Source organism: Veillonella fallax, assembly GCF_020687175.1.
Taxonomy (GTDB): domain Bacteria; phylum Bacillota; class Negativicutes; order Veillonellales; family Veillonellaceae; genus Veillonella; species Veillonella fallax.
Genome location: NZ_JAJEQD010000002.1, coordinates 120,372 through 144,607, shown reverse-complemented (window position 1 = coordinate 144,607; position 24,236 = coordinate 120,372). Strand labels below are relative to the sequence as shown.

Here is a 24,236-nt window from a genome sequence, read left to right as displayed (position 1 = left end):
CCCATGGATTTAGTAACACAGACGATTGTGAACTATATAGAACAAACGGATGTGACGAACCGTGAGGACCTCCTGTCAGTGGCTCGCATTGCTTTTCTAGATTATTTAGCATCCTTAGCCTCTGCTGAGGAGGAGCAAGCCGTTCAGGACTTAGCTCGCTTTATAGGGGCTAATCAAAATATAACTGTTAATCAGGATACATCTACTAATCAGAATAAAACAGCTCATGTAGATGGTTATGAGAGCAGTTCGACCGTTAGACGAGCCGATAAGGCTATGTATTATGGTTTTGCCTCCCATTATCTAGATTTTGATGATGCCCAGGCAAATTTGGCGGGTCACTTCAGTACTGTTTTATACTCTGCTTTACTGGCAGTGCTCGAGCCGAATGATACGTGGCGCGATTTCCTTCGTGCTTATATCATTGGTGCCGAGCTAGAGGGGATCATTGGTTCCCTCATCAATCCTGCCCATCGGACCCAAGGATGGCATTCTACGGGCACCGTTGGTGTTATTGGGGCAGCGGCCGCTATAGGCGCTTTGCGAGGCCTTCATGGTGAAAGCTTGGCTCAGCTCCTGTCTCTGGCTGCTACTCAATCGGCGGGCATGTTCTTTCAAAGTGGTACAGATGGTAAGCCTCTCCATGCGGGACTAGCAGCACGCAATGGCGTATGGGCTTACGAACTGTTACAACATACATCACTTCAAACAAGTACAAAATCATTTGATCCTGAACGGGGTTGGTTTAAGACCATCGGTAATATTACTGTTACATCAAATGACATCGCTAGTCGTTGGCTAGCGCCAGGGCAACTCATTGATCCTGGTTTATGGATGAAAGTCCACCCGTATTGCTCAGCAGCCATTTGTGGCGCTGAAGCAGCAGAAATCGTGGCACATAGAATATTTACTACATCTTCTTCGTATGTGTCTAAGCACTACAACGTTTCACCAGATGCAGAGGAGCAAGGTAAACGTAGACTATGTGCCACCCTCGTTTCTTCCCTTTGGGATGATATAGATAGAGTTACTGTTCATTTCCCACCTGGCGCTGATGCGGCATTGCGCTATACATCTCCAACAACAGGTCGAGAAGGGCAGTTTTCCATAGAGTATGTTGTGTACCAAGTCCTCGCGTATGGGGCCGTACAGGATGAACTATTTAAGATAGATACCATAGACCAATCAGTACGGGACTATATGTCGCGTATAGAGCGTGTCTATGACTTACCGAAGGTATCCCAAACGGAGCGGATTACGAAAGTAACCGTTACCTTGAAAAATGGTGATACTTTCACAGAAACGGTGAACAATCCGAAAGGATCGCCGAATAATCCTCTTACCTTGGAGGATATACGCATTAAATTAGGCCTTACATTAAAGGCTGATCAAATAGATAGAATGATTGAGGCTTTAACCCATACCAATGAGGTGGAACCATTCCTGCAAACATTGCGAAAAGAAGGAGTTTTACATGTTTAATACAAAGAAATTGACGAAATTATTCGCCATCGGCGCATTGGCACTAGGCGTGCTCGTTGTTGCTGGTTGTGGCGATGATACATCTAAGGACGCAAAGGTAAATCCTGATGCGAAAGTGATTAACGTAGCTACACGCGGTACAGTTCGCCCGTATTCCTACACAGATGATAACGGCAACCTTACAGGCTTTGACGTAGAATTGTTGAAAGAAATTGAACGTCGTAATCCAGACCTTCACTTCACCTTCAAACCGATGGCCGTTGATGCTGCTTTCGTAGCGATGGATGCAGGCCAAGTGGATATGATCGCTAACCAAATGCGTCGTAACCCAACTCGTGAAGCAAAATACTACTACACAAATGAACCGAACAACTACTCTACACGTAAATTAGTAGTTAAAAACGACCGCAATGACATTTCTAAATTAGATGATTTGAAAGGCAAAAAAATTGCCGTTACTACATCCTCTGAGTTCAACGAATTAGTAAAACAATTCAATGAAACAGCAAATCCACCAATCGACATTATCTATACAGATAAAGCGGGTGCTGAAACATTGAACCTCGTTGCTACAGGCCGTGCCGATGCAGCTGGTGAGTACGAATACGTTATTAACTCTGCTATTAAAGACCGTGGCTTGCCACTCAAAGCCGTAGGCGATGTATTGGCAGTAGTACCAACGTACTTCTTGTCTAAACGTACAGATGACATGAAACAAGTAAACGAAAAAATCGATAAAACAATGAAAGAAATGCGTGCTGATGGTACGTTGAAAAAACTTTCTGAACAATATCTTGGTGGGGATTACACATTCGATCCAACACAAAAATAACGAATAGGCCGCCTTGGCGGCCTTATTCTATTATGTCTAGAAGCGAGGTGCTATTGTGGGCAAGTATTTTGATGTGTCCTACATGATCCAAGCGTTTCCACAGCTCTTGAATTATGTGCACGTAACGGTGCTCATTACCGTTATTTCTGCCATCTTAGGTGTTATTTTGGGCTCTATTATAGCCATCATTCGCCTCAAGAAGGTTCCAGTATTAAACCAATTATTTATCGTATTTATCTCCTTTATGCGCGGTACGCCGTTCTTGGTACAGCTCTTCCTCATTTACTTTGGGGTACCAGAAATCATGTCCCATATGGGGCTTAACATGAAAAATGTGTCAGGCCTCGTATTCGTATACGCCGTATTTACCTTACATATCGCAGCGTATAGCGCTGAAATTATGCGCTCCAGTATCGATGCGGTGGCTCCTGGTGAGAAGGAAGCCGCTAAAAGTCTTGGTATGACCGAGCTCCAAAGCTATGTGCGCATCATCTTGCCGCAGGCTTTCACCATGAGCATTCCACCGTTGACGAACCTCGTTATCGGCATGTTGAAAGGGACAGCGCTCATCTTTAACGTCGGCGTTGTGGATATGATGCGTAAGGCGGACCTCATGGGCGGTAATAGTCAGCGCTACCTTGAATTATTCGTTGATGCAGCCATCATTTATGGCATTCTAATTATTATCGTGTCCCTCTTGGGCCGATTGCTTGAAAAACGTTTTACCGTTGCGGGCAAGGAAACGCAACGCATTTTGATCAGTGAGGAGTAGGGGCGTATGGGACATATAATTGATTCAACCTATATTTATGGCACCTTCTTTGCTGTCATTCCTTATGTGAAAGTAACCCTCATGATTACCTTCCTCAGCGTTGGTTTGGGTACAATCCTAGGATTATTAAGTTGCGTGCTACAACAAAACAAAGTACCTGTGCTCAGTCAGCTCAGCTACTTGTACGTATTATTGTGCCGTAGTATTCCAAACATGGTTCTCTTATACCTCGTGTACTATGGCTTGCCAATTCTATTCCTCGCCGTAGAGGATCAAACGGGCGTGCATGTGCCTTTTGAAAAGGTGCCTGCTACCTTCGTAGCCGTTGTAGGCTTAACCTTACACACAGGGGCGTATTTGAGTGAAATCTTCCGGGCTGCTTTACAATCTGTACCGAAAGGGCAAATGGAAGCGGCTCAAGCCATCGGCATGACTTGGTTCCAAGCGTTCCGTCGCATTGTATTGCCACAAGCGACAGTCTTTGCGTTGCCCCTATTTACTAACCAGTTCCTTAATACCATGAAGAGTACTAGTATTGTATTCGTTATTACCGTTATTGAACTATTTGGTGCTGCAAAGTTATATACAGAGGAAAATTCACAATATTTTGAGGCCTACATCGTGGTAGCCGGTCTATTCTGGGCGATGGGGATTGTCTTTGAGTTTATCTTCCATCGTTTAGAAATCTATGCAAGCAAATATAAACGAGGTAATGCATTATGATAGATATTAAACAAGTTCACAAATCCTTCGGGAACCGTGAAATTTTAAAGGGCATTGACCTACATGTGCCAACGGGATCTGTAACAGTTATCCTTGGCCCATCCGGCAGTGGTAAGACGACGTTCCTTAGAACGCTTAACTTCCTTGAAAAGGCCGATGCAGGGACCATGCAGTTAAATGATATTTCTGTAGATTTACATAAAGCATCTAATAAGGAAATCTTAAACGTCCGCCGTAACACATCCATGGTATTCCAATCTTATAACTTGTTCTCTAATAAAACAGTTATTGAAAACATCATGGAAGGCCTTGTAACGGTTAAAAAGATGAAAAAATCTCAAGCCCGTGAAATCGCTCAACGCTTCCTCAAGGAAGTAGGCATGGAAGGCTATGATGATTATTATCCAGTACAACTTTCCGGTGGTCAACAACAACGTATCGGTATCGCTCGTGCCCTTGCGATGGACCCAGAGGTTATCCTCTTTGACGAACCTACATCTGCTCTCGATCCAGAGCTGGTAGGTGAAGTATTAGCCGTTATTCGCAAGATTGCTAAAGAGCTCAAGGTTACGATGATTATCGTAACTCACGAAATTGGCTTTGCCAAAGAAGTCGCAGATCAAGTCGTATTCATGGAAGGCGGCGTCATCGTAGAACAAGGGGACCCTAAGGTTGTCCTTGAACATCCAACAGAAGAACGTACACGCAAATTCTTGAGCCGTTACCTTACACTAGATAGCGAACAACCTCTAGATAGCGCAGCGTTATAAACGAGGTACATAATGAAAGAATTTAGACAATTAACCGTAGATGATGCGGCGGAGTACCACGAGGTGTTGATTGCGGGCTATGCAGAGAATAAGAACTATCCTATATCCTTTGATGCTATCAACTTTAGCCAAGAAGAGTCGCGTGCGTGGATCATAAAATATCCTGTATTTGGTCTCTACGTAGATGGCTCCTTGGTATGTTCTATTTCATTCCGTATGCCTTGGATCCCAAAGGCTACACCAGACGTATATCCGCACATTGCACACTTCGTGACAGCCCCTGAACACAAGGGGAAGGGCTATGCTCGTGAGGTCCTTGCTGAAGCAGAAGACCTGTTGCGCAACGTATATAAAACACCAGCCGTAACACTAGGCACTGCTGCAGAACACCCATGGCTTGCCAAAATGTATGAAGGCTTTGGCTTTAAAGAATATAAACGAACACAACTACCTGGGAAGGTACATACGACCATATTCTTTAAGAAAATATTGTAAATACCAACGTTTATTGGGTTCTTCAAAGCATTTTTGGAACGAGAGCCGAAATAAAAAGAGTCGCGTCTTTAAGATGCGACTCTTTTTCTGTACCCAGTTTCTATATACAATTATTTTTTAACAACTTTAAGATCTACAGGGATTTTAGCTTCTACAGCTTCGCCTTTGATAACTTTTTGAGCTGTATCGATAGCGATTTTACCCATTTGGTCTGGTTGTTGAGCAATTGTTGCAGCCAATGTGCCGTCTTGAACAGCTTTGTCTGCGTCAGCAGTACCGTCGAAGCCTACGATAAAGATTGTTTTGCCTGCGGATTTAGCTGCTTGGATAGCGCCCAATGCCATTTCGTCGTTATGAGCGAAGATAGCTTGTACGTCTGGATTAGCTTGCAAGATATTTGTTGCTACGTTCAAACCTTTTGTGCGGTCGAAGTCAGCGCTTTGTTTTGCTACTACTGTTAAATCTTTGTCAGCTACGTTATGGAAACCTTGGCCGCGTTCACGAGTTGCGGAAGCACCAGGGATACCTTCGATTTCAGCTACTTTTGCAGCTTTGCCTACTTTGTCAGCAATCAATTGAGCTGCCATTTCGCCACCTTTTACGTTATCGGAAGCGATGTGAGCAACTACTTTGCCTTTATCAGCAGAACGGTCAACAGTGATTACAGGAATGTTTTTAGCATTTGCTGCTTCTACGGAAGTAGAGATAGCTGCAGAGTCTACAGGGTTGATGATCAATACAGAAACGCCGCTTTCAAGCAAGTCGGAAATATCGTTTGCTTGTTTTGCAGGGTCGTTTTGAGCATCAACGATTTTAACTTTAAGACCAAGTGCTTTAGCTTGAGCCTCAACGCCTTCCTTCATAGTTACGAAGAATGGGTTGTTCAATGTGGAAACAGAGAAGCCGATAGTGCCGGATTTTTTGTCGCCGCCGTTATCAGCGCTTTTACCACAGCCTGCTACAAGACCGATAACCATAACGGCCATCGCCAACAGTAACAATAGTTTTTTCATAGGAACCTCCTAGGCTTTCTTACGGTCTGCAAGAACAGCCAGTAAAATAACAATACCTTTTACAACTTGTTGATAGAAACTGGAAACGTCGAGAATATTTAACCCATTGTTGAGGGTACCGATAATTAGGGCACCAATTAATGTGCCAACGATATGACCACGACCACCAGCAAGGCTTGTACCGCCAAGAACTACCGCTGCGATAGCGTCAAGTTCGTAGCCTGCACCTGCTGTAGGTTGTGCAGAGTTAAGACGGGAAGTGATGATTGCACCAGCGATACCACAGAGCATACCAGTCAAGGCATACACGAAGATTTTAACGCGGTCAATCTTGATACCAGCAATGTAACTAACCTTTTCACTGCCACCTACGGCGTATGTTTTACGGCCTAAGGATGTGCGGCTCAATACGAACCAGAGGGCGATGAAAGCTAGGAACATTGTGATGGCTGGAACTGGAAGGCCTGCAATATCCCCTTGGCCAAAGCCGTGGAATAGAGGATCTTGTGTAAGGCCGGAGATTGGGTTACCGTCTGTGAATACTAGCGTCGCACCACGGTAGATTGTCATGGTCGCCAAGGTAGCGATAAATGGAGCTACGCGGCCATAGGTAATAACGAGACCGTTAATACCGCCCAATACAAGACCAGCACCGGCTGCTAATACGATAGCCAATACAGGGTCAGTACCAGTTACGATGAGGTTGGCCATAACTGCACTAGAGAGGGCGAGGATGGAACCAACGGATAAGTCGATACCGCCTGTTAAGATGACGAAGGTCATACCAAAGGCGATGATTGCATTGATGGATACTTGGCGCAATAAGTTACGCAAGTTAGAGAATTCTAGGAAACTGTCGTTCATGACAGAGATAATGATAAATAATAGGATGAGGCCGATGAGGGGGCCTAATTTTTTTACATATTGTAGCGCTTTGCTGTCCATTATTGTCCTCCTGTGGCTAATGTCATAATCGATTCCGGTGTTGCATCGCTGCGATCCAAGATACCTGCTACGCGACCTTCATGAATGACCATAACGCGGTCGCTCATGCCTAGCACCTCAGGTAACTCAGAGGACACCATGATAATGGACACACCATCGTTCGTTAATTCGTTCATTAAATCATAAATATCACGTTTTGCGCCGATGTCGATACCGCGCGTCGGTTCGTCCATGATGATAATAGATGGCTTTTTACCAACCCATTTCGCGATAACCACCTTTTGTTGGTTACCACCAGAGAGGGACGATGCCGGTTCGTGAATAGATTGTGTTTTAACGCCTAGCTTTTTAGACAATTCGTCAGCAAAGGAATTGAGCTTGCCGCTATCAAGTACATGAGATGGACAAATTTCGCCAAGGTTCGGCAATGTAATATTGGAACCAATGGAGAAATCGAGGATCAAGCCTTCGCTCTTTCTATTTTCTGTGATGAAAGCAATGCCAGCTTTGATGGCATCTTCTGGTTTTTTACAGTTCAGAACGGAGCCGTTAACAGTTACGGTACCGCCATTGTGTTTATCTACACCAAAGATGGCGCGCATGATTTCTGTACGGCCAGCGCCCATAAGGCCTGCTACGCCGAGGATTTCGCCTTTGCGCAAGGAGAAGGAAATTTCGTTGTCGAAGCCTTCTGGTTTAAGGTTATCAACACTCATCACAACTTCGCCTGGCGTTGTAGTACGAGCAGGGTAGAACTCGTCGATAGAACGACCTACCATGTGGCGTACTACTTCGTCTACAGAAATCTCAGCCGTTGGTTTTGTAATGATGGTATGACCATCACGCATAACCGTGATGGTATCGCATTCGCTAAATACCTCTTCCATACGGTGAGAGATATATACGATAGCCACGCCGCGGGCTTTCATTTTGCGCATCATTTTGAACAATGTCGCCGTTTCACGCTCTGTGAGGGCTGCTGTCGGTTCGTCCATGATGACAACCTTGGCATCTAACATCAAGATACGAAGGATTTCCGTCATCTGTTGGTGACCGACGGAGCAAAGGCCTGCTTCCGTTGTGAGCGGCAATTCGATGCCTAGTTCGTGGCATGTATTTTCTGCCTCAGCGAGCATCGCTTTTTTATCGAGCATACCGAATTTATTGCGCTTGGGTCTCATTAAATATAGATTTTCTAACAATGTTAGATTTGGCCAAATGTTGAGCTCTTGGTGGATGAACGCCACACCGTTTAGTTCAGCCTCTCTCGGGTTCGGGAAGGTCCGCTCTACGCCGTCGATGGTGATTTTACCAGCGTCTGCCTTGTGAATGCCCGTAAGGATATTCATGAGGGTGGACTTGCCGGCGCCATTTTCGCCCATCAAGGCGTGAACCTCGCCCTCCTTAAGGGTAATACTTACATCGCGCAGTACTTGGTTCGTACCAAATGCCTTTGCAATGCCTGACATAACAATTTCCATAACTACTCCTATATGATTGGTGAAAGTATCTCTAATGTATGTAATAGATTTAAGGGTCAGTTAATCTATTGCTCTAGGGACGATCGCTGAAAATACAATCGGCGCGCAAGATAATGTTCGCATACGGAGATGCTTCACCAGTTCTAATAATGCATTTGCATTGTTTTGTTGCTTCTTTGAAAGCTTCATGGCTCGTTTCAATCCATTCATATTGATTGGATGGGAAGGTAGACTCCAAGAAGTCATAAGCTTCAGGATTATTTTCCTTAATTTCTTTTGCCACATGAACTGCTTCGGATTTCATATGCTTAGCGATGATGGAAACTACTTGCTCGAAGCTTGGTACACCAAAATCTAAGGCTAAATCAATCTTTTGAACTCCTTCAGGTACTGGTAAACCGCAGTCGGATATACAAATTGTATCTGTGTGACCTAAATCAGCAAGCACCTTAGCGATATGACTATTTAAAATGCCGTGTCGTTGCATGGTAAACTCCTTATCTGTTCAATATGTTAATTCTCAGCCAAGAATGCAGCAACCTCGTTCTTTGTAGGCATACCGCCTTGAGCGCCCAAACGTTGGATGGAGAGGGCTGCTGCTGCATTGCCGTAGTGCAATGCGTCGGCTAAGCTTTTACCATTGACGATTGCTGTTGCAAAGGCCCCGTTGAAGGTATCGCCTGCGCCTGTTGTATCTACTGGTTCGACCTTGAAGCCTGATACAGTGTGAATTTCGCCATTATCTGCATAACCTACGCCCTTGCTACCAAGGGTAACGATGATTTTATTTTCGTTAGCTAACAATGTTTCCTCAGTAGATTGACTAGGGTAGAGGGCAGATAGCTCATGCTCGTTTGGCGTAATATAGGTTGCCAATTCTAACCACTCTGGATTTAGATCCGCCGCTGGAGCTGGATTTAAGAGGACTTTCACATTAGCCTCGTGGCAACGACGAACGATGTATTCGATGGTTGGAATAGGAATTTCGTTTTGCACCATTACGAGATCCGCTTGCTCGATAGCAGACCAAGCGTTATCTACAACGTTTTTGTCTACCTTAGCATTGGCGCCTGCAATGACTATGATGCTGTTATCGCCTTCAGCTAATGTAATGTGGGCTGTACTCGTTGTAGTATTCGGCACGGTAACGATGTAATCTGTATTGATGAAATTTTCTTTTAGATTATCTAAGATCATTTGGCCGTATGCATCTTCGCCGATGCAACCTACCATAGTAACCTCTGCACCGAGGCGAGCGGCAGCTACCGCTTGGTTTGCACCTTTACCGCCGTGGGCGATGTGCAATTCGTTGCCCATGATTGTTTCGCCTGCCGCCGGACGTTTATCCGCGAGCACTACAATATCCATGTTGCAACTACCAATAACAACAATGTGATTCATAATAACTCCTTAATCAGCCTCAGCCCTAAGTGGGACTAAAAATGGATATCGTTAATTTTTATACATATATTTCCTGATATTTTATGCGGAGAAATGTATATATAAATGGTATCGATAACCGCATAGGCGTTTACTTTCACATATCTATTAGTATAACTTAATCATTTATTAGTATAGCGTAAATAAGCAACTTTATCTATATAAATAACTATAAAATATGGGAATAAGAAAAGGTATACCCAAAATCTATGTTACATGAGTAAAAATGTACCGATTAGATTTTGGATATACCTTATTATTTAAGAATTAATATAGTTATATATTAGTGAAAGCTTGGTTTGTCGTAGTGTGTGCCTGGTTCGCCAATACCGATGCTTGCGCGGTGGAATGGGGTTTCATCATCTACATGTAAGATGTCGAAGATGGCTTTTACTACAGCTTCCCGTGTAACTTGGGCATCGTTAAATTGAACGCCTTCAGGGATGAGTTCATAATTTGTGTTTTCCGGATCATTGTAGAGCCATGTGAGGCGTAAGATTGTGTAGTTTAAGTTAGATTCGCGCAACACATTGCGTGCTTGACGTTCGCCTTGAACATAGCTAATAGGCAAGCTGTCGAAGGTCCATTTTTCAAGTGCTGCAGGGAATTCGCCAGAAAGACCAGCCATAGAAAGGCCGATAACACGGCGTACGTTTTTACGGCTCAATGCTTTCACAATAGCCGCCATATCGCTGCCAGATTCCATAGCGCCTACAAATACGATCTCTGCATTTGTTACCGCTTCCTCTAATTTAGCAGGGTTTTGGAAGGAACCTTCGATGACAGTAACCCGTTCATGCTCTAAAATCTCTGGATGCAAACGAGTACTCAATTGGCGACCATATAATGTAAGGTGCATATCTGTATATGTTAATAATGTAGCAGTCAACTTTTGTGCAATTTGGCCTGCGGCCCCTAAAATTGTAATATATTTGTACATATAGACCTCCGATGTCCTAGGCATAAGTATTTGTATGCATTATATCACAACTATATGACGAGAAAGTGAGAATATAAATTTAATTATAGAGAAGGCTAGTTTTATGAGCTGTAAAATAAAATTAGATGTGGTATAATACAAAACAAGAAGAGCCAATTAACGTTCTGGAATGCGTTAGGCTCATCTCCTGAAAAATTGGAAAATGAGAAATGGCCTAACGTCCCATTTGGGGTGTTAGGTCATTCTTATTTTACAATAAGAACGACTAATGTTGCGAACGCAATCATCAATGATATGGCTTCAAATACAGTCATATCACCATCTCCTTTCAATGTACGAAGGAGATGAACCAACACACGTTAATTGGCTCCTAGTAGTATCGTATATTAATTGTATTATAAAGAAAAGTGACTAATAGTCACCTAGGTGACCAATAGAGTCATTAGAAGTTTTGAACGTTATACAATCTGCTAGTGCGTGCAAAAGTCCTCGAAGAATGTTACAATAAACACTATATATTCATTTTTAGAAAAGAGGCTATTTATGGAACGGATTCAAGATCTTGTGTACACGCATGTGCAGGGTGGCCAGTTTAGATGGGTTACTGTCAGCACATTGATGCTCGCATTGGGCACGATATTGCATTTGGTGAGCCCTAGTGTGGCTGGGGTAACGCCGAACTGGACAATTGCTACGTACTGCGTAGCTATTTTATTGACACGTCCTAGTTTGAGCCAAACATTGGGGATTGGCCTTGTAGCGGCCCTCATTAACGTATTGACGTCTAAGTCAGCATTTCCTTATGGTAACTTGTTGTCTGAACCAGGTGGTGCGTTGACAGCGGCTCTCGTAACACGTGCAATGTTGTCTATGAAGTTCCGTAAGATCGGTGGTTTCGATTTAACACCAATCGTATCTGGTTTCTTAGCGACTGTTGTATCTGGTGGTATCTTCGTTACCCTCTTATGGCAAGTGCTTGGTTTGCCTAATAATGTATACATGTACGGCATGTGGCCATTGGTACTTATCGTAGGTGCTTTGAATGGCGCTATTACGCCAATTTTATACATTCCGGCGCAACGTTTATTCTCTAAACGCGGCATGTTGCCAAGTGCGGATCAATTGACGTCTGACCATAGTCATATGACAATCTTGCCTGAGCGCCAAGCTAAAATTTCTATTGAGCACGTAAATTACTACCATCCAAAGGCGACTACACCGTCTCTTGAAAACATCAATCTCGACGTACATGATGGGGACTTCCTCGTTGTGACTGGTCCTGCTGGTTGTGGTAAAAGTACTCTTTGCATGGCTATGGTAGGGGCTGTGCCTAAATTCTACGGCGGTCGCCTTGAAGGCATGGTGTTCGTAGATGGTAAAGCGACTACGCAAATGGAAATTCCTGAATTGGCTAATCACATCGGTGTAGTTCTTGCCGATTACGATACACAACTCGTAACGATGACTGTTCGTGAAGAAGTGGCCTTTGCCATGGAAAATCGCGGTTATGACCGTGAAACCATCAAAGCACGTTCTGAAGAGGTGTTTGCACAAGTTGGTCTTATCGGCTTAGAAGATCGCAAAATTACTAGTCTATCCGGTGGTCAACGCCAACGTTTGGCGATTGCTTCCGTATTGGCTACGAACCCAACTGTTCTTGTTCTCGATGAACCAACGAGCTCCCTTGACCCAGATGGGACTGCCGAATTATATCGCCTCGTAGGTGATTTGAACAAGAAACACGGTATTACCGTTGTCGTTATCGACCATGACTTACACGCTGTATTGCCGTATGCAAACCGCATGGCTCTCATGGTGGATGGCTCTATTGCATGTGACGACGATGTACCAACTACGCTTCGTTACATGTACGAACACAATATTCACGTTGATGCGTTGCCATCCGTGTTCACTACGTATATGGAACTTGAACAAGCGGGCTTCCACAGCGATGAGCCTTGGCTTAGCATCGAGTCTGCTATCAAGGGCTTGCACCAAATTGAAATGGCTCACGCCATCCAAACTGAGGTGCATGGTGAAAGCAACTCTAGAGTAAATCAATCTAAAACAGTAGAAAATTCTACTAATCAATCCAATACAGTAGTAAATAAACAACCAATTCAACGCGTTGATGATGTACAAGGAAAGGACGGTGGCGCTCATGCTTAAGGTTGAAAATATCCGCTTTGGCTATGTGCCATCCGTAGACATCTTCCGAGATGTGACTTTCACCATCGAAGGTGGCGAATATATTGCCATCGGTGGTCGTAATGGTTGTGGTAAAACGACGATTACTCGTTTGCTCGTAGGCCTTGAAAAGGCTAGCGAAGGCCGCATGTACTATAACGGCACAGATATTACGTCTATGCCACCATCTAAACGTGGTCAATTCATCGGTTATGTATTCCAACAACCGGATCGCCAAATGTTCAGACCTACTGTAGCGACAGAGGTTGCTTTTGGCCCTGAGTCTTTGGGCCGTAGTAAATCCGAAGTGAAACAAATCGTCGACGAAGTGTTGGAACGCACAGGTATTGCTCACTTGCGTGATGCGTATCCTCCAACATTGCGCCGCGGCGAAAAGCAACGCGTTGCTATCGCTTCTGCATTAGCGATGCAATCTAAAATCCTCATCCTCGACGAACCAACAAGTGGTCAAGATGGTAAGGAAACTAAAGAGTTGTTAGCGTTATTGCGCCAACTCAATCAAGAAGGCATTACGATCCTTCTCATTACACATGATATGGAAATCATGGCTAGCGAATGTAGCCGTGCGCTTATCATGGGTAACCAAACAGTTGCCTTCGATGGCAATCCAGAAGAATTATTCAAGAAATCTACAGATGAACTGCAAGACCTAGGCCTTACAAAACCGCCAAGTGTGGAACTTTCACTAGCGGTACCATCTCTAGGCTATTGCAAATCCATGGATGAATTGAAATCTAAGTTAGTGGCTCAGTTGAGCGGGAAATAGGAGGGACATATGGAACGTTTAGTACCGTTAACAAAAATCTTGATGACCCTCGCTGTATCCGTGTGGGCCATTCTATTACGCGACTGGCAATCTCTATTGGCCTTAGTCGTTGTAGAACTTGTCGTGTTATTTGTAGCAGGTTTATTGATCAAACAACGTAAGGCCGTAGTGGCATTGACTAGCTTTGCCGTATTCCTTGGCATTGTTCAATTCCTCGGCAGTGGCGATGTAACATCCGCTATCGTATCTGGCTTGCGTATGCTCGCCATGACACTTGTATTCATCTGCTTATTAGCAACTACAAAATTGCAAGATCTTACAGCGGCTCTCGTAACACAATGCAAAATTCCTTATGAATATGCATTTATGTTCACTGCTGCACTTCGCTTCGTACCTGACTTCATTGCTGAAAGCCATGCTGTACAAGAGGCACAAGCGTGCCGTGGTTTATCCTTAGAAGGCAACTTCATTAAACGCATCAAATCCTATGCATCTGTTATTCAACCATTGCTCTTAAAATCCTTGGGCCGCTCCGAAACAATGGCGCTCTCTCTAGAACTACGTGGCTTTGGTGGTCCAACACATAGCTTTGCTGCATCTGTAGGATTGAAAACTATGGACTACGCAGTAATTGGTGCTTTGATTGTTATTACAATACTACTATTTGTTATTGTGTAATGAATAAATTAGACAAATTTATAGAGTTAATTGTGTTATAATTAACTTGAAGAGTATGGGGTGCCTCAATTGGTACACCTGAAAAGACACCTGGAAATGGCCAAATTTCTAGGTGTCTTTTGTTTATCTTTTGTACATTTATTTATGGTATACTACTAATTGGTAGTAAAGCGTACAAAATATTGCCTACAATATAACAAAAGGACGAGTTGCAGCTCGTCCTTTTTCTTGCGTATTAGCGTTATTTTTATATATTATGTTATATAGATATAATATATAAATAATTTTAGTTTCGGATACCGGATTTTGGATACCCACAATTTTGAGGAATTCTTATGAGTGAATTAGTAATTCGACCAATTACAAAGGATGATATCGCAGCTTGTTTAGATATTTATAACTACGAGGTTGTGAACGGTGTAGCAACGCTTGATCTTGAGGCGCGTACGTTGTTAGAGTGGCAGGAGTGGTATGAGGCTCATCAAACTTCAGAGCATTGCATTTTTGTAGGTCTTATAGATGATGTAGTTGTAGGCTATGCATCGCTTTCACCATATAGAACAAAGGATGCTTTCAAAAGTACTGTCGAATTATCTATCTACATTCATCAAGAATATAGAGGCAGAGGTGTGGCATCTAAGTTGATGGCCCATATTTTAGACCACGCAAAAGAAACGGATACATTGCATACGGTGGTGTCTGTTATTACTGCAGGGAATGCAGCGAGCACGGCATTACACGAGCGTTTTGGATTTACTTATTGTGGGCTAACACCTCAGGTTGGTTTCAAACATGGTAAATATCAGGATACCGAAACATACGCATTATTGGTATAATAAAACGTAGATATTAAAGTAAAGACTAATAATGTACAGATGATAGATAAGGGTTCGTCATGGGTTAGGGCGAATAGGGTGATTGAATGAACATGAAAGATGAACGGCAGTTCGTTGGATACAGCAAGTATCGCAGCCGTCTTGTAGATGGTCATGTGCATACAGAATTGTGTCCCCATGGTAGTGGGGATCGAACTGCATTGATGATTGAAAAGGCCATCGAGTTGCGCATTGAAAAGGTATGCCTTACAGAGCACGCGCCGTTGCCAAAGGCTTTTGCAGCTGAATACGGTGGTGACCAAAAGGCTTATGACACAGCGTCTTTGAAATTGAACCAAGTAGATACCTACTTAGAATTAGGTCGTCAATTGCAACGTGCTTACGGCACGCATATCGATATCTCCCTCGGCTTTGAGGTGGATTACATTCCAGGCTTTGAGACAGATATTCAAGAGTTCCTCGACCGTTATGGTCCATTAACAGATGACAATATTTTGTCTGTTCACTTCATGGAAGGCGTTAATAATGCCTTTTATTGCTTAGACTATAGCCCTGAAGAATTTGAAAAGGGCTTTGGTCCATGGATTCAAAAGCAATATGAGTTATATTACAAATATTACTCCACCGTGCGCCAAGCAGTGCGTGCTGACCTTGGCGAATATACGCCAAAACGAATTGGTCACTTTGATTTGATTAAGAAATACCAACACCACTTTGGCTTTGAGCGTCACTTGGATCGCCGCAATGCGCAGGTAGTGAGCGATATTTTGCATATCATGCGCGTACAAGGGCGCGAACTAGACTACAACATGAGTGGCTTCTTTAAACCAGACTGCCGTGAAATGTACCCAAGCCGCTTTATTCAAGGCATGGCTGCTATCATTGGGGTACCATTTGTACTAGGCTCTGATGCGCATAGCATAGCAGACATAGGACGAATTTGGGGCTAGATTAATGAGAAAATTATTATTTTATCTGATCATTTTGATTACCCTGATAACAGCTTTTGTAGCTTATATGTTTTATCATGAACCATCATCAGATGAGCTGGTTGGCCGTAGTGTAGTTTTAGAGTTTGGGCCTAAGAATGAAATTCATATTAGCAAATTGGGTAGCCAATTTATTGTATCTGATACTAGTTTCTCTAACTCTAAATTTCCTTATTTCTTTGATGCCTTTGTAGAGAAAGATAAGGCTGGCAGCTCGTATCTATACTTATTATGTAAGGATAATATGATTGTCTTTGATAATAATATGAATTGTGTTCTATTTCTCTCCAAACAAAACCAAGAGTCTAATGCTTTATTGGATCATGTTCGGAAGTATTATCATTTTAGTGATACTAAAACGAAGTATAAAATTGAAGACTTAGATGAAGCTGATAAGTCTATATATCTATCGTTACAAAGTCAAAACTAATCCTTAAATATATGTATGTAACTATCATCTATAAAAGAATATAAACTATAGGCGGATTATCTTTATATTAATAACGTGAAATCATAACGGTTCTATTGACAATTCTATAGAACCGTTATATTATAATTTCATACTTTAGTTAGATAAAGCGATAAAATAGAAAAGTATCGATATAGGTAAATTTTTTCTCATAGATAAATGAAAGCCATTCAACTCGTTTGAAACTGATTATATGATGCTTTCACAGATATGAGAAATGAAATGATAGAAAGGATGTTTACGATGATACAGCAGCAATTACCTACGGGGTTCCGTGATGATATAGGGGCCGTAGCGGAGCGCAAGGATGATGTGAGCCAATATGTGCTCGGTCTATGTCGTAGCCGCCAATACACAAAGATCTCTACACCTCTTGTGGAGTACAAGGATGTATTTAATGGCTATGCAATGGGGCGCGGTCAGCATATGTACGAGTTCATGGATAGTTCTGATGAGTCCGTCGTAATTCGTCCTGATTTGACCATGCCAATCGGTCGTTTCTTGGCGACTACCAATATTGAATTGCCTCGTACGTTCTACTATTTAGGCGATGTGTTCATGAAAAATAAAAAGCACCGCGGTGATGTGAACCAAGTAACACAAGGCGGCATTGAGCTGGTCGGCTATGAAGGCATTGAAGCCGAGCAAGAGTGCTTTGCCATCATTAAAGAGGTAAACGAAACGCAGCTCGGTAACAATTTGCTATTAGAAATTGGGGATGCTCGTTTCTCTCGCGCTATTACTGATGCACTTGGTCTTAGTGATAAAGAAAAATCTGAGCTCCTCGATGCTTTGTTTACTAAATACTTGCCACGTTATAACGAGTTGATTTCCGACTTTAAAAATAGTGCGTTATATCCATTCTTGACTGTATGGCCTCGTTTATTTGGTACGGTACAAGATATCAAGGATGAGCTCAACAAAATCATCTTGCCTGCAGCGGCGCAACGTATTTTAGATAATCTCGTAGATATGGCGAACCAAGTGGCTCAAACAGGCCAGCAGGTTCGCATCGACGTCTCTACTGAGCCGCTTCAATCCTACTATACAGGCCTCACATTTAGAGGCTATGTGGATGGCGTGTCCCAATACATCGTCAGCGGCGGTCGTTATGACGGCTTGTTATCTAGCTTTGATGGTACACCAATGCCTGCGGTTGGGATGGCTTTCAACATCGACGTGTTGACCGATGTAACTTTGAATGGTGAAAGCAACAATCAAGATAATGGTAAATTGCGTATCGCTCTTACAAAGGGCCGCGTAGAGAAAGATTTTATTCCTCTCTTGGAGTCCTGTGGCGTAGATTATGAGCCATTACGGAACAAGGCGCGTAAGCTTATCATTCCGTTGGGCGATGCTATTGAGGTTATCCTCGCTAAAGGCCCAGATGTAACGACATACTTGAAAAACGGTGTGGTAGACCTCGGTATCGTTGGTAGTGATGTACTAGATGAACAAGACGATACAAGCTATGAAATGCTAGATTTACAAACTGGTAAATGCCAATTTATCTTGGCCTCTCTTGCAGGCTATGATCCTAAAGAAGGTCGTCGTCAGCGTATCGGTACAAAATATCCAACCATTACAAAACAGTATTTTGGTGCCCAAGATGTAGAAATCATCAAAATTGAAGGCTCCGTTGAGTTGGCACCTCTCGTAGGACTCGCTGATGCCATCGTAGATATTACAGAAACAGGCACAACCTTACGGGAAAATAACTTAGAAATCTTCGACTGGTTACAAAAGATTTCTACTCGTTTAGTAGCTAATCCATTAGCGCTAAAACAAAAGAGAAATACTATTTTTAAACTTATAGACCAGCTTTCAGAAGCCATTAATAAATAAGAGATAGAACTAATAGTGCGAAGAGCATAGATAGGAAGAAGGATAAAACATGAAAATTTATAAGGAATCATTAGATACGATGCTTAGTATCGTTCGAAATTACACTCAACAAACTACAGACATGGAAATTGAGCGTCGCGTGTACGATATCATCGACGATGTTCGCACCAATGGTGATGCGGCTTTAAAGGCATACTCTGAAAAATTTGATGGTGTATCCATCGAAGATTTCAAGGTGCCTCAAGAGGAAATCGATGCTGCTTATGAGTCCTTATCTGATGATTTGAAGGCTGCCTTGTTAAAGGCAAAGGCTAATATTACTGAGTTCCACAGTCGTGAAATTGAACAAGGTTTTGTGGATATGGATACACCGGGCATCATCCGCGGTCAAAAGGTTATTCCATTGGCTTGCGTTGGCCTTTATGTTCCTGGTGGTACAGCAGCGTATCCTTCTACTATTATCATGACTGCGTTGCCAGCTAAAATTGCAGGCGTTAAAGAAATCGTTATGGTTACACCTCCTCAAAAGGATGGCATTAACCCTGCTGTACTAGGTGCTGCAAAACTTGCTGGCGTTGATGCAGTATACCAAGTTGGTGGTGCTCAAGGTGTAGCGGCTCTTGCGTATGGTACGGAAAGCATTCCAAAGGTTGATAAGATCGTAGGCCCTGGCAACATTTACGTTGCCACAGCAAAACGCCAAGTGTTCGGCCAAGTTGATATCGACATGATTGCAGGCCCTAGTGAAATCGGCGTTATCGCTGACGATAGTGCTAATCCAGTACACCTTGCAGCAGATCTTTTGTCTCAAGCAGAACATGATCCTCGGGCGCGCGCTATTATGGTTACTACTAGTGAAAGCTTAGCAAATGCGGTATCCGATGAGGTTGAACGTCAATTAAAATTATTGCCTCGTGAAAGCATCGCTCGCCCAGCTATTGAAAATAACAGTTATATTGCTGTTATGGATAGCGTTGAAGACATGTTTACGGTCATGAACGAAGTAGCGCCAGAGCATTTGGAAATCCAATTGCCAGACCCAATGGGTTACATGAGTCTCGTTCAAAATGCGGGCTCCGTATTCCTTGGTGCCTATGCATCTGAGCCATTGGGAGACTACGTAGGCGGTACAAATCACGTATTGCCTACCAGTGGTACAGCACGCTTCTCATCTCCACTTGGTGTGTATGATTTCGTAAAACGTACATCCTTTACACAATTTACAAAAGAACGATTAGAAGACGTGGCAACACACATTACTACATTAGCTCGTACAGAAGGTCTTGAAGCACATGCTCGCGCCATCGAAGTACGTTTTGAGAAATAGATTTGAGGTATAGAGGTCGTTATGATACGCACAGGTACGGTGCAACGCACCACTCAAGAAACAGATATTAAAGTAGAACTTACCCTTGATGGGGCGCAAACGAGCTCCATCTCCACAGGCATTGGCTTTTTTGACCACATGTTGACGCTGCTGGCTAAACACGGACGCTTTGGCCTTGTAGTAGAGGCAAAGTGCGATACCTATGTAGATGCTCACCACACTGTGGAGGACATCGGCCTGGCATTAGGGCAGGCCTTGGTGAAAGCTTTAGGCGATAAGGCTGGCATTGAGCGTTACGGTGATGCGTGGGTTCCTATGGATGAAGCTTTAACACAAGTTGTAATCGATTTGAGCGGCCGTCCATACCTCGTATTCCAAGGCGAATGGAGCACTCCTGTTCTAGGTGGAAACTTTGAAACTGAGCTAGTAGAGGACTTCTTCCAAGCCCTTGCTATGAGTGCTGCTATGAATTTACATGTTCGCAATTTATATGGTCGCAATACGCACCACATCATTGAAAGCATGTTTAAGGCTACAGGCCGTGCTTTGCGCAAGGCCGTTACGATTAACCCAGATATTCAAGGGGTAAACTCTACAAAGGGCGTTATTTAATATAGTCATTTAATAAAGGAGAATCTATGATTTTTCCAGCTATAGATTTACAAGATGGTCGCAGCGTTCGTCTCTATAAAGGTGACTTCGCACAGGAAACGGTTATCAATCCTGATCCAGTAGACCAAGCAAAACAATATGAAGCAGCCAAGGTGGGGGCGCTACACCTCGTCGATTTAGACGGTGCTAAGGAGGGCAAACCTGTTAACGTAGACATTGTAAAAGCAGTGCGTGCAGCTTTCACAGGCATTCTTGAAATCGGTGGAGGCATTCGCGATAAAGAGGCCGTTGACCTCTATTTAGGCTTAGGCGTTGACCGTGTTATCCTCGGCTCTGTGGCCCTCAAAAATCCAGAGCTTACCAAACAAGTGATTGCTGAATATGGTGCAGAGCGCATCGTCATCGGTGTAGACGGTAAAAATGGCAAGGTCGCTGCTGAAGGTTGGCTCGATCAATCTGATGTACCTATGACCGATTTGATTGGCGCCATGGTTGAAGGCGGCGCAAAGTACTTCATCGTTACCGATGTGGACCGCGATGGTACCATGCAAGGCGCTAACGAGGACTTGCTTGGTAATTTGCAAAAAGAATTCCCTACAGCGCGCATTGTTGCGTCTGGGGGCGTTCGTAATTTAGAAGATATTAAATCCCTTGAAGCCAAAGGCGTTATGGATAGCATCGTTGGTAAGGCTTTGTATGAAGGAACGATTACATTAGAGGAAATTGCCGGGTACAATCAACGGTAACTTGAACACTTAGTGGGGAGTAGAATTATGTTAGCGAAACGGATCATTCCGTGCCTTGATGTGGATGATGGGCGCGTTAAAAAAGGGGTTAACTTTGTTAACCTCATTGATGTAGGTAGTCCCGTAGATATTGCGGCGTCCTATGAACAGCAACAGGCTGACGAATTAGTATTCTTAGATATTACGGCTACTGTCGATGCACGGACCACCATGCGCGACGTGGTGCAAGAGATTTCTTCCCAGGTATTTATGCCGCTCACCGTTGGTGGTGGTATTAAGAGCGTTGATAATATGACGGCTTTGTTGAAAGCTGGCGCCGACAAGGTATCTTTGAATTCGGCAGCTCTTGCAAATCCTGAACTCATCACAGAAGGAGCTCAAAAGTTTGGTAACCAATGTATGGTAGTGGCTATCGATGTAAAAACAGACGAAGAGACTGGCGAATGGTACGCTTATACGCATGGTGGTCGTAAGCGCACCGAATGGAAAGCCCTCGATTGGGCTAAGGAAGCTGTCTCTCGTGGAGCAGGGGAATTGCTTGTAACGAGCATGGATAAGGACGGCACTAAATCTGGCTTTGATATCGAACTATATAAGGCCATTGAAGCCTTTGTAGATGTACCTATTATCGCATCTGGCGGAGCCGGCAAGGTTCAAGATTTTATAGACCTCTTCGAGCAAACTGGCGTTACTGGTGCACTAGCTGCATCTATCTTCCACTTTGGAGAAATTAAAATTCCTGATCTTAAAAACGAATTACGAGCTCGAGGAATTACCGTACGATAAAAGTAATTTACATAATTAGAGTATGGTAAACGGCTTAAATGCCTCCACTATGGTAAAGGTACTAAACAAAACATTGAATTTTGAAAAGATTACTTGTATTAAAGGATTACTATATGAAACCGGATTTTGAAAAAGGAAATGGCTTATTGCCAACGGTTGTGCAAGACGCAGACACAAAAGACGTGCTCATGGTGGCGTGGATGAACGAAGAAAGCTTTCACAAAACCCTAGAAACAAAGGAAACGTGGTTTTGGTCTCGTTCTCGCCAAGAACTATGGCACAAGGGCGGCACGAGTGGCAATGTGCAGCATGTGGTGAGTATGGCCCTCGATTGCGACGGAGATACATTGCTCATTCAAGTTAAGCCAGAAGGCCCTGCGTGTCACACAGGAAGCACAAGCTGTTTCTTTAATGATGTAGATTGGAGTTAGTTATGGCACAACAAACATTGAACGAATTATACGAAATTATTAAGAACCGCAAAGCGCAACCTAAGGAAGGTTCTTATACGAATTATTTATTTGATAAAGGTCTCGATAAAATCTTGAAAAAGGTAGGCGAAGAGGCGACAGAGGTTGTCATCGCTGCAAAGAACGAAGACCCTCAAGAGTTGATTTACGAAACAGCAGATGTGTTGTATCACTTGCTCGTATTATTAGCAGAGAAAAATATTCCTTACGAAGCCATTGAGGCAGAACTTGCGAGCCGTGAAGGCGTAGTGAGCAAGACTACAGATCGCCCAGAGATTACGAATTTATAATGCACGCTATTGTATGAGCTTACATCAGTTCATATGAGTTTTAATAAATGTATTTGCATTGAAATACGTACATATGAGTTTAGACGAGTATATAAACAAAAAATGAGTTTGAACGCGTGTATATACGTTAAGAAAATAGTTAGAAAGGATAGCCTATGAAAGAGATAATTCGCACATTGAAACCCTATATACCAGAGGAGCCTGCTACAGCGGTAAAGGAACGCCTTGGGGTAGACCGATTAGTGCGCTTGTCAGCCAACGAAAACCCATATGGTACATCTCCATTAGTGCGTGAGGCTATCCTTAGCTATGTCACACATAATGATGCTAACTATTATCCTGATGGTAACGCCACTGATTTGCGTATGAAATTAGCTGCGTATTGGAATGTACAACCGGAGCAACTCGTTATCGGTGTAGGCCTTGATGAGGTTATCGCCATGGTCAATAAAACCTTGATCAGCGTGGGTGACTCCATTGTGGTAAGCGTACCAGCCTTCTCCGAGTATGCTTTAAATGGTCTCGTTGAGGGCGCTGAAATTCGCGAGGTCCAAGCTGATTTTGAAACAGGTCACTATGATTTCGCCGCATTGTTGAAAGCTGTAGATGACACAACACGCCTCGTATGGATTTGTAATCCTAATAACCCTACAGGTACCTATGAGACTGTTGAAGATATCCGTAACTTTATTGCAAAAGTACCAAAAGAAACATTAGTTATCATCGATGAGGCCTATATTGACTTCGTTACGTCCGTAGATGTTCCTACAGCACGTGCATTGCTAGATGAGTTCCCAAATGTAGCTATTATGCGAACTTTCTCCAAAGCGTATGGTCTTGCAAATTACCGTGTAGGCTATATGATGACGCCTTTAGAGCTTGCTAACTATATGCAAACTATCCGCTTGCCATATAATCTCAATACTTTATCCCAAGTAGCAGCAGAAGCAGCCTTTGATGATCAAGCATTCTTAACAAGAACGATATCTCAAAATGCAGAAGAGCGGGCTAAATGGGAAAACTTATTTGATGAATTAGGCATTCACTACTACAAGAGTGAAGCAAACTTTATTTTCTTTGCTGTACCTGATGCAGAAGGCTTAGCCGATGCATGGCTAAAAGAAGGATATCAAGTGCGCCGTGGACAACGAGAAGGTTGGTTGAGACTTACTATTCCAATGGCTCAAGATGGAGCTGTTATGCGCGGTATATTAAAACAATTCATGAATTAATCAATATGGGATATATCATATATACTAATGATTCGCGCCTTATGATATCAACTTTCATTCTATAGAATGGAGTTTAGCTTTTACCTAAT

27 protein-coding genes are annotated in these 24,236 nt (G+C 43.2%); 20 read left to right on the top strand and 7 right to left on the bottom strand.

The annotated features are described in order from the left end of the window. Window positions 1-3 precede the first annotated feature (3 nt). From LKD20_RS01510 to LKD20_RS01485, 6 genes are read left to right on the top strand one after another with little or no spacing between them, the layout of a single operon-like run. Complete coding sequence (locus tag LKD20_RS01510) at window positions 4-1,482, top strand: MmgE/PrpD family protein (protein WP_227720668.1); 1,479 nt, start codon at window positions 4-6, stop codon at window positions 1,480-1,482. Beyond that, entirely contained in the window at window positions 1,475-2,314 is an 840-nt protein-coding gene (locus LKD20_RS01505; RefSeq protein WP_227720667.1) for a transporter substrate-binding domain-containing protein, read from the top strand. Before LKD20_RS01510 ends, LKD20_RS01505 begins: the two co-directional genes overlap by 8 nt. A gap of 55 nt (window positions 2,315-2,369) precedes the next feature. Next, window positions 2,370-3,086 (top strand): amino acid ABC transporter permease, encoded by a 717-nt coding sequence (locus LKD20_RS01500; RefSeq protein WP_227720666.1) that lies wholly within the window; start codon window positions 2,370-2,372, stop codon window positions 3,084-3,086. Window positions 3,087-3,092: 6 nt separating this feature from the next. After that, the gene (locus LKD20_RS01495; RefSeq protein WP_227720665.1) at window positions 3,093-3,809 is read left to right on the top strand and encodes an amino acid ABC transporter permease; all 717 of its coding nucleotides are present in this window, start codon (window positions 3,093-3,095) and stop codon (window positions 3,807-3,809) included. Beyond that, window positions 3,806-4,579, top strand: a complete 774-nt coding sequence (locus LKD20_RS01490) for an amino acid ABC transporter ATP-binding protein (RefSeq protein ID WP_227720664.1) — start codon at window positions 3,806-3,808, stop codon at window positions 4,577-4,579. Before LKD20_RS01495 ends, LKD20_RS01490 begins: the two co-directional genes overlap by 4 nt. A gap of 12 nt (window positions 4,580-4,591) precedes the next feature. Continuing rightward, window positions 4,592-5,074 carry a GNAT family N-acetyltransferase gene (locus LKD20_RS01485; RefSeq protein WP_227720663.1) on the top strand — a complete coding sequence of 161 codons (483 nt, stop codon included), beginning with the start codon at window positions 4,592-4,594 and terminating at the stop codon, window positions 5,072-5,074. A gap of 110 nt (window positions 5,075-5,184) precedes the next feature. Here the strand turns inward: LKD20_RS01485 and rbsB are convergent, their stop codons facing one another. From rbsB to LKD20_RS01450, 7 genes are all read right to left on the bottom strand, one after another. Continuing rightward, a complete protein-coding gene (gene rbsB, locus LKD20_RS01480; RefSeq protein WP_227720662.1) occupies window positions 5,185-6,087 on the bottom strand; it encodes a ribose ABC transporter substrate-binding protein RbsB in 903 nt (300 codons plus the stop codon). 9 nt (window positions 6,088-6,096) lie between these two features. After that, entirely contained in the window at window positions 6,097-7,032 is a 936-nt protein-coding gene (locus LKD20_RS01475; RefSeq protein WP_105097599.1) for an ABC transporter permease, read from the bottom strand. Then, window positions 7,032-8,513: a sugar ABC transporter ATP-binding protein gene (locus LKD20_RS01470; RefSeq protein WP_227720661.1), complete on the bottom strand. Its 1,482-nt coding sequence runs from the start codon at window positions 8,511-8,513 to the stop codon at window positions 7,032-7,034. The genes LKD20_RS01475 and LKD20_RS01470 overlap by 1 nt, the downstream gene beginning before the upstream one ends. Window positions 8,514-8,586: 73 nt before the next feature. Then, window positions 8,587-9,000, bottom strand: a complete 414-nt coding sequence (gene rbsD / locus LKD20_RS01465; RefSeq protein ID WP_038149051.1) for a D-ribose pyranase — start codon at window positions 8,998-9,000, stop codon at window positions 8,587-8,589. Window positions 9,001-9,026: 26 nt separating this feature from the next. Beyond that, window positions 9,027-9,914: a ribokinase gene (rbsK, locus tag LKD20_RS01460; protein WP_227720660.1), complete on the bottom strand. Its 888-nt coding sequence runs from the start codon at window positions 9,912-9,914 to the stop codon at window positions 9,027-9,029. Window positions 9,915-10,236: 322 nt separating this feature from the next. After that, window positions 10,237-10,893: an NAD(P)H-binding protein gene (locus LKD20_RS01455; protein ID WP_005387476.1), complete on the bottom strand. Its 657-nt coding sequence runs from the start codon at window positions 10,891-10,893 to the stop codon at window positions 10,237-10,239. A 245-nt stretch (window positions 10,894-11,138) separates the two neighbouring features. Next, the gene (locus LKD20_RS01450) at window positions 11,139-11,249 is read right to left on the bottom strand and encodes a putative holin-like toxin (RefSeq protein ID WP_227720659.1); all 111 of its coding nucleotides are present in this window, start codon (window positions 11,247-11,249) and stop codon (window positions 11,139-11,141) included. A 187-nt stretch (window positions 11,250-11,436) separates the two neighbouring features. On the opposite strand from LKD20_RS01450, the gene LKD20_RS01445 reads away from it, so the two are divergent. From LKD20_RS01445 to hisC, 14 genes are all read left to right on the top strand, one after another. After that, window positions 11,437-13,062: a tryptophan transporter gene (locus LKD20_RS01445; protein ID WP_227720658.1), complete on the top strand. Its 1,626-nt coding sequence runs from the start codon at window positions 11,437-11,439 to the stop codon at window positions 13,060-13,062. Then, window positions 13,055-13,867 (top strand): energy-coupling factor ABC transporter ATP-binding protein, encoded by an 813-nt coding sequence (locus LKD20_RS01440; RefSeq protein WP_005387480.1) that lies wholly within the window; start codon window positions 13,055-13,057, stop codon window positions 13,865-13,867. The genes LKD20_RS01445 and LKD20_RS01440 overlap by 8 nt, the downstream gene beginning before the upstream one ends. Before the next feature lie 9 nt (window positions 13,868-13,876). Then, window positions 13,877-14,545, top strand: coding sequence for an energy-coupling factor transporter transmembrane component T family protein (locus LKD20_RS01435; protein ID WP_005387482.1), 669 nt, complete (start codon window positions 13,877-13,879; stop codon window positions 14,543-14,545). Between the two features lie 335 nt (window positions 14,546-14,880). Continuing rightward, window positions 14,881-15,381 carry a GNAT family N-acetyltransferase gene (locus tag LKD20_RS01430; protein ID WP_005387484.1) on the top strand — a complete coding sequence of 167 codons (501 nt, stop codon included), beginning with the start codon at window positions 14,881-14,883 and terminating at the stop codon, window positions 15,379-15,381. An 86-nt stretch (window positions 15,382-15,467) separates the two neighbouring features. Further along, on the top strand, window positions 15,468-16,331 hold the full coding sequence (gene hisJ, locus LKD20_RS01425; protein WP_005387486.1) for a histidinol-phosphatase HisJ: 864 nt from the start codon (window positions 15,468-15,470) through the stop codon (window positions 16,329-16,331). 4 nt (window positions 16,332-16,335) lie between these two features. Further along, window positions 16,336-16,800: a hypothetical protein gene (locus LKD20_RS01420; protein WP_005387487.1), complete on the top strand. Its 465-nt coding sequence runs from the start codon at window positions 16,336-16,338 to the stop codon at window positions 16,798-16,800. Window positions 16,801-17,082: 282 nt separating this feature from the next. Further along, window positions 17,083-18,684 carry an ATP phosphoribosyltransferase gene (hisG, locus tag LKD20_RS01415; RefSeq protein ID WP_039969496.1) on the top strand — a complete coding sequence of 534 codons (1,602 nt, stop codon included), beginning with the start codon at window positions 17,083-17,085 and terminating at the stop codon, window positions 18,682-18,684. A 49-nt stretch (window positions 18,685-18,733) separates the two neighbouring features. Continuing rightward, entirely contained in the window at window positions 18,734-20,011 is a 1,278-nt protein-coding gene (gene hisD, locus LKD20_RS01410; protein WP_227720657.1) for a histidinol dehydrogenase, read from the top strand. A 21-nt stretch (window positions 20,012-20,032) separates the two neighbouring features. Further along, window positions 20,033-20,623 (top strand): imidazoleglycerol-phosphate dehydratase HisB, encoded by a 591-nt coding sequence (gene hisB, locus LKD20_RS01405; protein WP_227720656.1) that lies wholly within the window; start codon window positions 20,033-20,035, stop codon window positions 20,621-20,623. A 26-nt stretch (window positions 20,624-20,649) separates the two neighbouring features. After that, window positions 20,650-21,369, top strand: a complete 720-nt coding sequence (hisA, locus tag LKD20_RS01400; protein WP_227720655.1) for a 1-(5-phosphoribosyl)-5-[(5-phosphoribosylamino)methylideneamino]imidazole-4-carboxamide isomerase — start codon at window positions 20,650-20,652, stop codon at window positions 21,367-21,369. A 27-nt stretch (window positions 21,370-21,396) separates the two neighbouring features. Beyond that, on the top strand, window positions 21,397-22,155 hold the full coding sequence (gene hisF, locus LKD20_RS01395; RefSeq protein ID WP_227720654.1) for an imidazole glycerol phosphate synthase subunit HisF: 759 nt from the start codon (window positions 21,397-21,399) through the stop codon (window positions 22,153-22,155). Between the two features lie 113 nt (window positions 22,156-22,268). Beyond that, window positions 22,269-22,586, top strand: coding sequence for a phosphoribosyl-AMP cyclohydrolase (gene hisI, locus LKD20_RS01390; RefSeq protein ID WP_227283425.1), 318 nt, complete (start codon window positions 22,269-22,271; stop codon window positions 22,584-22,586). Between the two features lie 2 nt (window positions 22,587-22,588). Beyond that, window positions 22,589-22,915 carry a phosphoribosyl-ATP diphosphatase gene (gene hisE, locus LKD20_RS01385; RefSeq protein WP_005387497.1) on the top strand — a complete coding sequence of 109 codons (327 nt, stop codon included), beginning with the start codon at window positions 22,589-22,591 and terminating at the stop codon, window positions 22,913-22,915. Between the two features lie 155 nt (window positions 22,916-23,070). After that, on the top strand, window positions 23,071-24,147 hold the full coding sequence (gene hisC / locus LKD20_RS01380) for a histidinol-phosphate transaminase (protein WP_227720653.1): 1,077 nt from the start codon (window positions 23,071-23,073) through the stop codon (window positions 24,145-24,147). Window positions 24,148-24,236: the final 89 nt, after the last annotated feature.

Excerpts from the sequence above, each read along its gene's own strand:
- LKD20_RS01510 (WP_227720668.1), top strand. The coding sequence starts at position 4 with ATGGATTTAGTAACACAGACGATTGTGAACTATATAGAACAAACGGAT.
- LKD20_RS01505 (WP_227720667.1), top strand. The coding sequence starts at position 1,475 with ATGTTTAATACAAAGAAATTGACGAAATTATTCGCCATCGGCGCATTG.
- LKD20_RS01495 (WP_227720665.1), top strand. The coding sequence starts at position 3,093 with ATGGGACATATAATTGATTCAACCTATATTTATGGCACCTTCTTTGCT.
- LKD20_RS01490 (WP_227720664.1), top strand. The coding sequence starts at position 3,806 with ATGATAGATATTAAACAAGTTCACAAATCCTTCGGGAACCGTGAAATT.
- LKD20_RS01485 (WP_227720663.1), top strand. The coding sequence starts at position 4,592 with ATGAAAGAATTTAGACAATTAACCGTAGATGATGCGGCGGAGTACCAC.
- rbsB (WP_227720662.1), bottom strand. The coding sequence starts at position 6,087 with ATGAAAAAACTATTGTTACTGTTGGCGATGGCCGTTATGGTTATCGGT.
- LKD20_RS01475 (WP_105097599.1), bottom strand. The coding sequence starts at position 7,032 with ATGGACAGCAAAGCGCTACAATATGTAAAAAAATTAGGCCCCCTCATC.
- LKD20_RS01470 (WP_227720661.1), bottom strand. The coding sequence starts at position 8,513 with ATGGAAATTGTTATGTCAGGCATTGCAAAGGCATTTGGTACGAACCAA.
- rbsD (WP_038149051.1), bottom strand. The coding sequence starts at position 9,000 with ATGCAACGACACGGCATTTTAAATAGTCATATCGCTAAGGTGCTTGCT.
- rbsK (WP_227720660.1), bottom strand. The coding sequence starts at position 9,914 with ATGAATCACATTGTTGTTATTGGTAGTTGCAACATGGATATTGTAGTG.
- LKD20_RS01455 (WP_005387476.1), bottom strand. The coding sequence starts at position 10,893 with ATGTACAAATATATTACAATTTTAGGGGCCGCAGGCCAAATTGCACAA.
- LKD20_RS01445 (WP_227720658.1), top strand. The coding sequence starts at position 11,437 with ATGGAACGGATTCAAGATCTTGTGTACACGCATGTGCAGGGTGGCCAG.
- LKD20_RS01440 (WP_005387480.1), top strand. The coding sequence starts at position 13,055 with ATGCTTAAGGTTGAAAATATCCGCTTTGGCTATGTGCCATCCGTAGAC.
- LKD20_RS01435 (WP_005387482.1), top strand. The coding sequence starts at position 13,877 with ATGGAACGTTTAGTACCGTTAACAAAAATCTTGATGACCCTCGCTGTA.
- LKD20_RS01430 (WP_005387484.1), top strand. The coding sequence starts at position 14,881 with ATGAGTGAATTAGTAATTCGACCAATTACAAAGGATGATATCGCAGCT.
- hisJ (WP_005387486.1), top strand. The coding sequence starts at position 15,468 with ATGAACATGAAAGATGAACGGCAGTTCGTTGGATACAGCAAGTATCGC.
- LKD20_RS01420 (WP_005387487.1), top strand. The coding sequence starts at position 16,336 with ATGAGAAAATTATTATTTTATCTGATCATTTTGATTACCCTGATAACA.
- hisG (WP_039969496.1), top strand. The coding sequence starts at position 17,083 with ATGATACAGCAGCAATTACCTACGGGGTTCCGTGATGATATAGGGGCC.
- hisD (WP_227720657.1), top strand. The coding sequence starts at position 18,734 with ATGAAAATTTATAAGGAATCATTAGATACGATGCTTAGTATCGTTCGA.
- hisB (WP_227720656.1), top strand. The coding sequence starts at position 20,033 with ATGATACGCACAGGTACGGTGCAACGCACCACTCAAGAAACAGATATT.
- hisA (WP_227720655.1), top strand. The coding sequence starts at position 20,650 with ATGATTTTTCCAGCTATAGATTTACAAGATGGTCGCAGCGTTCGTCTC.
- hisF (WP_227720654.1), top strand. The coding sequence starts at position 21,397 with ATGTTAGCGAAACGGATCATTCCGTGCCTTGATGTGGATGATGGGCGC.
- hisI (WP_227283425.1), top strand. The coding sequence starts at position 22,269 with ATGAAACCGGATTTTGAAAAAGGAAATGGCTTATTGCCAACGGTTGTG.
- hisE (WP_005387497.1), top strand. The coding sequence starts at position 22,589 with ATGGCACAACAAACATTGAACGAATTATACGAAATTATTAAGAACCGC.
- hisC (WP_227720653.1), top strand. The coding sequence starts at position 23,071 with ATGAAAGAGATAATTCGCACATTGAAACCCTATATACCAGAGGAGCCT.